The 10,374-nt window shown below is 61.5% G+C and carries 12 protein-coding genes; all 12 read right to left on the reverse strand.

Going from position 1 to position 10,374, the window contains the following annotated elements; all coding sequences use genetic code 11:
* On the reverse strand, positions 1-333 hold a 333-nt coding region (locus tag ABY403_RS08565; protein WP_372840360.1), incomplete at its 3' end, for a hypothetical protein.
* On the reverse strand, positions 330-1,256 hold the full coding sequence (locus ABY403_RS08570; RefSeq protein WP_372840361.1) for a CoB--CoM heterodisulfide reductase iron-sulfur subunit B family protein: 927 nt from the start codon (positions 1,254-1,256) through the stop codon (positions 330-332). The genes ABY403_RS08565 and ABY403_RS08570, both read right to left, overlap by 4 nt.
* Complete coding sequence (locus ABY403_RS08575; protein WP_372840362.1) at positions 1,256-2,002, reverse strand: 4Fe-4S dicluster domain-containing protein; 747 nt, start codon at positions 2,000-2,002, stop codon at positions 1,256-1,258. Before ABY403_RS08575 ends, ABY403_RS08570 begins: the two co-directional genes overlap by 1 nt.
* Positions 1,989-2,879, reverse strand: coding sequence for a hypothetical protein (locus ABY403_RS08580; protein ID WP_372840363.1), 891 nt, complete (start codon positions 2,877-2,879; stop codon positions 1,989-1,991). Before ABY403_RS08580 ends, ABY403_RS08575 begins: the two co-directional genes overlap by 14 nt.
* Positions 2,879-3,931: an FAD-dependent oxidoreductase gene (locus ABY403_RS08585; protein WP_372840364.1), complete on the reverse strand. Its 1,053-nt coding sequence runs from the start codon at positions 3,929-3,931 to the stop codon at positions 2,879-2,881. Before ABY403_RS08585 ends, ABY403_RS08580 begins: the two co-directional genes overlap by 1 nt.
* Before the next feature lie 3 nt (positions 3,932-3,934).
* Positions 3,935-5,302, reverse strand: coding sequence for a heterodisulfide reductase-related iron-sulfur binding cluster (locus ABY403_RS08590; protein WP_372840366.1), 1,368 nt, complete (start codon positions 5,300-5,302; stop codon positions 3,935-3,937).
* A 39-nt stretch (positions 5,303-5,341) separates the two neighbouring features.
* Positions 5,342-6,097: a 4Fe-4S dicluster domain-containing protein gene (locus tag ABY403_RS08595; RefSeq protein ID WP_372840367.1), complete on the reverse strand. Its 756-nt coding sequence runs from the start codon at positions 6,095-6,097 to the stop codon at positions 5,342-5,344.
* Positions 6,098-6,143: 46 nt separating this feature from the next.
* Positions 6,144-6,524: a DsrE/DsrF/DrsH-like family protein gene (locus ABY403_RS08600; protein WP_372840368.1), complete on the reverse strand. Its 381-nt coding sequence runs from the start codon at positions 6,522-6,524 to the stop codon at positions 6,144-6,146.
* Between the two features lie 122 nt (positions 6,525-6,646).
* Positions 6,647-7,330 (reverse strand): hypothetical protein, encoded by a 684-nt coding sequence (locus ABY403_RS08605; protein ID WP_372840369.1) that lies wholly within the window; start codon positions 7,328-7,330, stop codon positions 6,647-6,649.
* Positions 7,327-8,403 (reverse strand): biotin/lipoate A/B protein ligase family protein, encoded by a 1,077-nt coding sequence (locus ABY403_RS08610; protein ID WP_372840370.1) that lies wholly within the window; start codon positions 8,401-8,403, stop codon positions 7,327-7,329. Before ABY403_RS08610 ends, ABY403_RS08605 begins: the two co-directional genes overlap by 4 nt.
* Before the next feature lie 128 nt (positions 8,404-8,531).
* A complete protein-coding gene (locus ABY403_RS08615; protein WP_372840371.1) occupies positions 8,532-10,061 on the reverse strand; it encodes an ATP-dependent RecD-like DNA helicase in 1,530 nt (509 codons plus the stop codon).
* Between the two features lie 45 nt (positions 10,062-10,106).
* Positions 10,107-10,374 (reverse strand): FAD:protein FMN transferase (locus ABY403_RS08620; protein WP_372840372.1); only part of this gene is annotated, 268 nt, incomplete at its 5' end.

Genomic DNA, 10,374 nt, shown 5'->3' on the forward strand with positions numbered 1-10,374 from the left:
CTGAAGCCGCAACTGGTGGCGGCACTCGGCTGTGTCATCATCATAAAGCGTAATCACGTTACGCAAGTAGATAATTTCACGACAGGTTTCGCGGCAGGCGTTGAAACTTGGATCGCCGCGCGCGCCTTGGCGGTGGAGCGCCAAAAGCCGGAAGCCTTCGACCGTCTCATCCGTCGGTTGCTGGCCTTTGGCGACAAGCCATGCAGACAGCACAGCCTCGCCATCGGCCAGAAATGCCTCGGCTTGCGCCGCCGTGCTGCGCATATCGCCAGCCCCGGCAAGAAAGCTGTCGATCCGGTCGAGAACCTCTGCAAAAAGGTCCGTCTCGTTCATCCCAGCCCCTTCTCTTTCAGAAGGCTGGAGGCATCTGAAAAGTTTTCATGAACCCCCACCTTGCGCGCCGATAGGCCGAGCGCCATGCCCAGAAGCTGGGTGAAATAGAGGATTTTCACATTGGTCTTGCGCCCCAGCACCTTTTCCGCGCGCACCTGATGCATTTCGAGGCCCGAATGGCAGGTTGGGCATTCGGTGGCGATTACCTCGGCACCGCAAGCCTCGGCCGTGGTCAGGATGTTAAGCACAAGCCGCGTGGAGGTGTCGCTGTCAGATAGCGCATGCGCGCCGCCGCAGCAGGCGGTTTTCAGCGGAAACTCCACGTTCTCGGCCCCGGCTGCGGCCAGAAGGTCATCCATGAAATGCGGCTTCAACGTGCTTTCGCTGCCCGGCCCCTTGTCTTTCTCGGGGAAAATGTGGCGCGGGCGGGTGTACATGCAGCCGTAGTAGTTGGCCACCTTGATGCCTTTGAGGCTGTTCTTCACGCGCTTGGAAAGTTCTTCCTCGCCGATGGCATCCTTGATCCAGTCGAGCGCATGGATGGTTTCAACCTTGCCCGGCTGATAGGTGGCATGCCCGGACTTTTCGGAAAGCCGGGCATTGACCTCTGCCGAAGCGGGGTCGTGTGATAGGTCGTATTCTGCTTTCTTGAGGTTATGATAGCACCCGTTGCAGGGTGACATGACCGTCTCGAAACCCATGTCCTCGGCAATCGCTAGGTTGCGCGCCGAAAGGTAGGTCTGGATCTTGGGATCGACGTTCTTCACCTCCATTGCGCCGCAGCAGTTCCAGTTTTTCAACTCGACCAGTTCAAGCCCCAGCGCCTTGCCCACCGCCTTGGTGGACCGATTATAGGAATGGCCGGTGCCTTCCAGCGCGCAACCGGGGTAATAGGCTACCCGCTTCAGATCATCCTTTGGCATCAGTGCCTCCCCTTGCCGTCAAGCCCGAGGGCCTTGGAGTTTCGCGCCTCAACTTCGCCCACATAGTCGTTCAGCACTGCTTGCGTGCGCCCCCAGCCAGTGGTGCGTGGGCGGATCACCGCGCTTAGCCCCATGCGCATCAGAAGCGTTATCGGGAACTTGAGGATCAGCCCGCGCACCAGAGCGATCAACCACGGTTGGTTGAGCGGCTGACCGGTTTTCTTGAAGAAGCTGCGCAACACCTGCCCTTCTTCGATCTTGCCGGTGGCGATGACCGAGTTGGTGAAGCTTTCGTCGAAATGCGTCGAGGGGCTTTTGGGCGTGTGGCCCTTCAATTCCATCCAATGCGCGGTTGCCTTCATCACCGCTTCGGGCACCACATCGCGCGGGCAGGCGTAAGTGCATTTGTTGCAGCTGACGCATTGCCAGAGGATTTCCTTGTCGCGCAAAAGCTCTTCTTCCATGCCCAGCCGGATCAGATAGATCCAGTAGCGCGGGTTGAACTCGGGGTTGATGGCGTTGACCGTGCAGGCGTTGGTGCAGGATCCGCATTGCCAGCAGCGGTTGATATGCTCGCCGCCGGGCAGGGCAGAAATCTCTTCCTCCATCGCCTCGTTATAGTCGGTGACCGTGCGCGAGGTGATGAAGGTTGACCAGTGGCCCGAAACATCCACCCCGTCGATTGTCAGGTTTTCATGGGTGACAAGGTTTTCCGGCCGGATCAGCGACTTTTCATGAATGGGCATCGGCGGACTCCTTGGATATCGGTGCGGGCAATCCGCCAAAGCGATGCACCGTGCCGTCGATCAGCCGCAGGCGGGTACGGCCAGTCTCGGTGTTGACCGCATCCAGCCCCAGCATCCGGCGCGTGTGCTGCATCGGATCGCCCTCAAGCGTGAAATCGGTGCGCAGATACTGGCCGCCGCGGTCGTTGATGTAGCCGGCGTAGACATGCGACATCAGCAGATCGACATAGAAATGCCGATCACGAAACACGCCCTCGTCGGCCAGAAAGCCGTCAAGCTCGTCGCGCAGGGTCTGGAATGTCGCGGCCTCGTTGGTGGCGACGATCTTGGCTGCGTCCACATCTTCGCTGGCCCAGATTTCGCGCAAGACTCCGGTTCCGGTGCCCGCGTCCCAAACCCAGCGGGTCATCAGCGGGTAGTCGGCGGGGCGCGTGAAATGCAGCACTTCGGCACCCAGATCGCGCACCCAGCGATGCGCGGAATCCGCGCTGAAGCCCGCATCGAAGGCCGCCATGCGCGCATCGGTGCGGTCGGTCAGATCAAGCTCGTGGACAAGTTCGGCAAGGCGCAGCCGCAGCGGTTCAAACCCGAATTGCGCAAGATGGGCGCTGATGCGTCGCCGCACCGGTGTGATGAATGCGGCAAGGTCCAGAAACTCGGCTTCGGTCAGATCGGCCGCTTGGCCATCACCCAGCAACTCGTCAAAAAGCGACGCTTTCAGCGCGAGCGCGGTGACATACCGCTCCAGTCCCCCGGTCGGTTCGGAGGCTTGCACCAGATCGTCAAACGCCCGCCGCAGCCGCGGCCCCGACAGGTCGAGCACCGGGCGCGGGGCTGCGTGTTCTGTTTCGGTGGGTTTGCGGCGCAGCCCAAACATCACTCAGCCGCCTTGATCTGATGCGTGGCGTGATAGGTCAGCGCAGCCATCGCCGCCGCGTGGCCCTGCGCGATGGAATCGTCGATGGTTTCCGGCCCCGTGGCCGCCCCTGCCACAAACACCCCCGGACGCGAGGTTTCGCTCATATGCAGATAGGTCGAGGGCTTGGCGATATAGCCGTATTTGTTCAACTCGACCCCGAACACCGCCGCGAGTGTCATGTTGTCAACGTTGGGGTCCATGCCGATGGCATGCACCACCATGTCGAAGGGAATTGTGATCGGGCGCTTCACCAGAGTGTCTTCGCCCTTCACCACCAGCCGCTTGCCGTCGGATGTGACCTCGGCAATGCGGGCCTTTATATACTTGACCTTCGCCTCCTCCTGACTTTTCCAGTAATACTCGCCCTCCAGAAGCCCGAAGGTGCGGATGTCCATGTAGTAGATGTAGACGTTGGTCTTGGGCGAAAGCTCGCGGATTTCCATCGCGATATTGGCCGAGACCGAGCAGCAGATTTTCGAGCACCATTCGCGCCCGATCTGCCGGTCGCGCGAGCCCACGCACAAAAGGATCGCCACCCGGTCGGGCACCCTGCCATCAGAGGGGCAGCGGATGCCCGCCCCTGACGAGATCATCTGTTCGACCTGCACGGTCGTCACCACATCGGGGTAGGTGCCAAAACCCCATTCAGGTTTGTTCAGGCTATCGAAATGCGTGAAGCCGGTGGCAAGAATTGCGGTATCGGCCTCGATCACGCTGCCGTCTTTCAGCGTTGCGGCAAAGGCACCGGGTTCGCCCGCAAAGCTTTGCACCGCCGTATCCAGCCGCACCTCGACGTTCGGGTTATCTGTCACCCGCGTGACCATGCCGCCGATCGCATCCTTGGCCCATTCGTGGCTGGGCACCAGTTTGGCATAGCCCGAAAGGATCGGCGCACCGCCCAGACGGTCCTCCTTTTCCACCAGCACCGCCTTGCGACCGGAGCTTGCCACCGCATGTGCCGCCGAAAGCCCCGCAGGGCCGCCGCCGATGATGAGAATGGGTTTCGTCATGCCTCAGGCTCCTGTCAGGGCTTTGGGTTTTACATAGCCGGGCCCGGAGGTGATGGCGCGCTTGGGGTCGTAAAGCGTTTCGATCCGCCCGGCCTTGACCTCGTCCAGATAGCCCTCGAACTCGGCCTTGGCCTTTTCCCAGTCGATGCCCATCTTTTCGAGCAGTTCTTCGAAGGGGCTGGCGTGCCAATGCAACTGTGCCAGCTTGTAAGGGTGCGCCCCCATCGTCAGCGCGGCAAACTGGCAATCGGCCATGACCGGTAGCGAATAGATCTTGCCCACCGCCTTTCCGATCCACTGGTTCTTGTCGAGCGTTGTGATGCAGCCGGTATCGTGGCCGATCATCACGTCAGACCGCGCCTCTTCGACCGCGACCTTGATCTTGCGGTCCATCGCGAACGAGCGGGTAAACTCGCGCTCGCCGATGATGTGCCGAAAGCCGAAACCGCAGCAATCATACCATGTGGAATAGTCGATTACCTGCGTGCCGAGCGTTTGCAAAAGGCCCGTGGTCACTGCCACGCGGTCGCCATTCAGCACGGTGTCGTCATAGATCACATCTTCAGGCACCATCTTGTAGACATGGCAGGCCGGGTGCACCGTGGTGCGAATGTTCGACACGTCGATGGTTTGGCGCTCTGCGATCTTGTCGCGCATGACGTGCAACCATTCGGAATAGTGCACGACCTCTTCGGGGATCAGCAGCTTGCCATCGACCAGTCGGCCAAGTTTGCCGAGTATGGTCTTCACCTCGGCGCGCAGTTCTGCCGAATGTAGCAGGAAGCCACGGATTTCCTTGTAGTTTCCAAACGATGTGCCGCAGTGGACAAGCGGGTAATAGGTGCCTTCGGGCAGGCCCTGCGACTTGGCGCTGACATAGGCCTGATGGAAGTTGCGCAAAAACACTGCTGCCAGCGAGACCACGTTGCCGATGCCCGAGCCGTGGTAGTTCCATGCCGTGCAGGAGGTCTGGTCGGTCTCGTCCAGATAGGTGATGCCCAACTGGTTCTGAATCCACAGGATCGAGGTCGGATAGCCGGGGATATTGCCGCACTGGCCGCAGGATTTGTGATGCCAAAGGTTGTTGGTCGGGATCTTCTTGTCCCAACCATAGAGCGTTTTGGCCACAACCGGGTCGTTGTGCTCGGCGACGCGATGCACCATGATTTCGCCATCGCGTTCCAGTTGCCACATGATGTCGCGCACGTCTTCCTTGCGGTCCTTGCCGGTCAGAAGGTGGCGTTTGTCGATTTTTGCCTCGACCCAGTCAGTGGCGCGGCGCGCCTCGGCGCTCGACAGGTTACTCGGGGCCCAGTCTGCGCCGAACCCGTTATAGGCGCCCTTTCCGCCCGGCTTTTCGGTGTTGCTCATCGTGCGCTCCTCCCAAAGCGACGGTCTTCCTTTGACCGCTCAGTCGTCGTCGGCCTCGTCTTCCTGCTCTTCGAGCCATTCCTCCCATTCCTCGCGCTTTTCCTCCATCACGTCGGAAACCACGTCGAACAGGTTCTCATCCACGGATTCGAGCTGCTTGAGCACGCCCGTGGCTTCCCAGATCGTGTAAAGCTCAACCGAGGTGCGCAGGTTCACCTCCCATGCGGTGTCGAGCGTGTGCATCGTCGGCATCGGAATTGCTTGGCGCAAAATCATCAGCGGCGCATCGACCTTGGCAACGTTCGGCCCCCAGTCTGGAAACGCCTCTTTGGTGATCATGTTCGGCGCAAGCTGGTTGCCGGTGGAAACCACCTTCAGCAACACGCGGCTGAAGGGGCGCAGCACCTCTTTGACCGAGGGCAACTCGTGCTTGATCGCCACTTCGCGCATGATCATCACCAGCCCGCCGGGCGAGTTTTCGAACGGGCAGCGCGCGGCGCAGGTGTAACATTGCGCGCAGGCCCAGATCTTTTCGTGCATCGCATCGTAGATGCCTTCGAGATTTTCGGTCCACAAAAGCTGCACGATCTCGCGGGGGGAGTAATCGTAATACTGCGCCGAAGGGCAGGTGGCCGTGCAGATGCCGCAGTTCAGGCAACCGTGGATTTCGTGGTCGTAAAGCGAATGGCCCCGAATATCTTCAAAGATTTCTTCGAGCTTTTCATAGGCGACCACCGGCGTGTCCGAAACCGGATCGCTGATCGGCGGGTTTGGCACCTTTGCATGGACTGTCATCGCTGGCCGTTCCTCCCTTGCTGGCCGCACGAACGCTGGCCGGTCGTCAGTAGGTCAGCACCTTTGCGTCGTCGTCCTCCATGATGTCCTCGATCACCTTGGCACCGCCAACGATGCCTTCACATTCGGGGATCAGATCTTCGGCCGTCATGTCGAACAGATCGAGGTTGGGCGAACAGCAGTAAAACTTTGCCCCCGCCTCATGGGCGTCTTTGATGAAGTCATAGACTGTTTTCGGGCTGCCGGGCTTGACCACAAGCTTATCGGCAACGCCTTTTCGCATCAGGCTGCCTGCGGTTGCGGTGCAGATCACATCAACCTCATAGTCCATCGCAGCGGCGACGGTGGCCTGAAAAAACGGTGCACCGAGCTCCTCGCCATTGCGCGGATCGGTGTTCACCATGACAATTATCAGCTTCTTGGCCAAAGCTCCGCCCTCCCCTTCGGATCTTTTCGTTGCTGCCCGGTCTCCCCTCCGGATAACAACTGTTAAAATTGGTATATGTCGTAAACGGAATGTCAAATCTATTCGTCGCCGCGTTGCAGCGATTACATCCACCCGCAGTGCGCGATCAGCGGCACCATCAGGGTGCTGAGCGCGGTGCTGACCGGCCCCTGCTCGGCCCCGAGTCTTTCAAGCGAAGCAAGGGGTTCGTCAGGCGTTTCGGCGAACTCCATGATAAGGTCTTCGGCCATGCCGCGCTTCATTCCGGGGTGACCCAGAAAGCCCAATGAATTTTCCGCGAGCGAGAACACCAGCGCCTCGCCTGCCTCGTTGCTATAGAGCACGCGCGCGCCATCGGGTAAAACCGGCCGATCGCGCAGATAGCAGGCAAGCGGAAACCGGGGCAGGTCTGGCGCGAAATCTGGCGTGGTTGCAATGGCTTGCTCGACAGAAAACCGCAAAGGCGCTTCGGCTGCGCCGCCGTCTGCGGCAACCGCCAGAATCACCGCGCCCAGCCCGAATCCCAGCACCGGCAGGCCCGCGCCCAAAAACGCGCGGGTCAGCCGCAACTCGGGTGCAAGCGAGGGCAGGATATGCCCGGAAACAACGCCATAAGGCCCCGCGCCAAGCAGGATCAGCCCGTCAAAGTTGCCCGGCGCGGCAGGCACCACGCCACCCGAGGCGAAGGGGCGAAAATATTGAAAGCGCACGTTGCGGCCTTCGAGATGGTCCTCGATCAGGCCAAGATATTCGGCCTCGGTGTGCTGTAGGACCGCAACGCGCTTCATGCGTGCTGTTGCTGCGCGGCACCGATGGCGGTGGCAATGTCGGCCCCGGTCACGCCCGGAAGATCAAGCCCAAGCCGCGCAATGGCTGCGTCGGCTGCGGCCTGCAAGGCGGCTGGTTCCAGCGCCGTGCCCTTGAGCGCCGCCGCAAGTTGGTCAACACCTTCAGGCGGCAGGCAGGTGAAATCGCCCGACAGCACCAGATCGGCAACGCTGCCTTCGGCATCGAGCAGGCTTACGCGGATCAACCCGCCCGGTGCCTTGTGCGCCGCTTCGGTCAGATGTGTGTTGGCGGCGATCTTGACCCCCAGCGCCACCAGTTTGCGGTGCTGCACCTCGGTCCACTCCGGATCGCTCAGTTCGGCCTCTGCGCGCGCGATCGCGGCCAGCTCGGCGGGGGTCGGCTGATCGATCACCGGCTCGACGTTAAGCACATCGGAGCAGTGGCGCAGGAACACGGATTTCAACGCGCCGCGGTCAGGCTTTTCACCCAACTGTTTGACCATCGTGGTCATGTAGTCATCAAGCGTTTGGCGCAACTTGTCGCGAAACTTCTCGGACGGCACCTTGAGGCACTTCGACATCGTCTCGGTGTCGAAGTCGATCATGAAGCTGCCGACCATGACCGTGGCATTGCCGATAGAGGCAGCACCAGTGCCGCCGATCTTGCGCCCCTCTACCTGAATATCGTTCACCGGCCGGTAATTGGCGTTGATGCCCATTTCGCGGTAGGTGCGCACCACAGGCTCGATAAACAGCGGGTAAAGTTCGGCCGCGCGCTGCGGGGCCTTGCCCGCGGGAAAGACGAAATGAGTGAAAAGCTGATTTTCGTCAAGGTAGACCGCGCCGCCACCGACATGACGGCGATAGATCGGCAAGTTGCGCGAGGCGCAAAACTCGCGGTCCACCTCTTTGTTGATGTCTTGGTGCATACCGACGCAAACATAGGGCGTGCTGGGTGAAACCAGCGACAGAACCGGATCGCTGTCCGGTGTCATCGCTTCGGCGAGGCCGTGATACACCGCCTGACTGCGCAGCGCCGAAACGTGACCGAAATCTATCACCCGAAGCTTCATCTTTCCCTCCCAAGAAATTGTCGCAATGCCCGCACCGACCGCGCGCCAATCAATACCATACGCTGCGGCGTATCGGATGAAGAAACATTACGATTAGAGCATGTGTCAAGCCGCACCTGCCACGCGGGCTAGGCACCGTCGCCCGAAGCCAGTGTGAGTGCGGCACTGCTTGTGGGCAGGTCGTCGATTCCAAGCGGCGCGGAGGGGCGTGCAAGCCGGTTGCGCACCACCCAGAGCAGGCGGTTTTCGGCCCGCGTGATGGCGACGTAGGCCAGCCGCTTCCAAAGCGGCAGGCCCGCTTCAATACGCCCGGATTGTGCGGCGGCGTAAAGATCGGGGGCGAACACCTGCACACTATCCCACTGACTGCCTTGCGCCTTGTGGATGGTCACGGCTGCGCCGTGCAGAAATGCCGCCCCCATCCGCGCGGCATAGGGAATAAAGGGCTCGTCGCTATCAGGGACTTCGATCTTGATGATAGAGGCTGCCGATAGCCGAGGGTCTTCGGCACCGATCACGTGCAGGCGCGAAAAGCCGGGCTTGTTTCCGGGGCCGAGGTAGATGACCTGCGCCCCCTTGATCAACCCGCGCGCTTCAAGATCAATGCGCTTCTTGCGGTGCTTCAGCGGCAGCTCGATGCCATCGCAAATCAGCGGCTCGCCCGGCAACAGGGCATCGGCAGGGGCGCCGTGTGCTGCACGAAACGCCGCGATCAGCCGCACCCGCGTGACATTGCGCCAAACCAGCACCGGGCTGCGTGCCATCAGATCGCACTCCACCCGCTCGGCCCAGACCACGCGGGTGTCGCGCTTGGCGGCGTCTTCCACCAGCCGCTCGAAAGCTTCAAACCCGATGCTGTCATCGCCAAGCGCATGGGCGAGGTCGAGAATGGGGTTGTCCTGCGCCTGCCTGTGGATGCGCGTCAGATCCAGCCTGCGGCCATCACCCAGCCGTTCGAACACCATCTCGCCCGATTGCCCGACAGGTGCCAGCTGCGCCGGATCGCCAAAGATGATCAGCGTCGGAAAGATTTCGCGCAGATCGTCGAACTGCCGCTCGTCCAGCATCGAGGCTTCATCGACAAGGCCGATGTCCAACGGCTCGTCGCGCCGCTTCCAACCTTTGATGAAATCGCTGCCGCGCAGGCCCGCGGCGGCCAGCGCGCCGGGGATCGATTTGACCACATCATAAAAAGCGCGCGCGCGGTCAAGTGCTGCATCGCTCAGCCCTTCGACCTCGGGTCGCGTGCCTTGGCCCGCCAGCCATTCCGCGATGCGTTCGTATTGCGGGTCATAGACGGGGGTGTAGAGAATGCGGTGAATGGTGGTGGCCGGCACGCCGCGCCCGCGCAGCACCGAGGCGGCCTTGTTGGTGGGCGCAAGTATGGCCAAGGTGCGCCGATCCTTGCGCCGCCTCCCCTCCCAATCGCCCGAGACGGTATCGATGCCAGCGGAGGCTAGGGCCTTGCAAAGCTCTGCCAAAAGCATCGTTTTGCCAGAGCCTGCCTTGCCCACCACGGCCAGCACCCGGCGGCTGCCGCCCTCTGGCAGCAGGGTGCCATTCATCAGGTCCACCCCGGCCGCGCCGAGCGCCTCGGAAATCTGGTCCCAGGCATCGGCCTGATCGTCGGAAAACTGCAAGGTGGGGGCAAGGCTCATGCCGCGAACCCTAGCTGCGCGGGCGCGCGTGCGCAAAGCGAAACCTCAGGCAAAGCAGCCAGTCCCGACACGCGCGATGCCCTGCGCCCCGCGAACCTGAAACAGCGCATCCATGCGCCGCGCGCGCGCCAGATTTACCCCGGCCTCGGGCCCCAGCACCATCAGCGCGGTAGCCCAAGCATCCGCCTCGGTGCAATCGGGCGCAAGCACGCTGACGGCGGCCACGCCGTTTTGCACCGGGGCGGCGCGCGTGGGATGCATGGAATGGCCAACCCATCCCGCGCCAAGCCGCACCCGGTTTCGCCAATCGCCC

Origin of the sequence: Phaeovulum sp., assembly GCF_041596715.1 — a bacterium.
Classification (GTDB): domain Bacteria; phylum Pseudomonadota; class Alphaproteobacteria; order Rhodobacterales; family Rhodobacteraceae; genus UBA6213.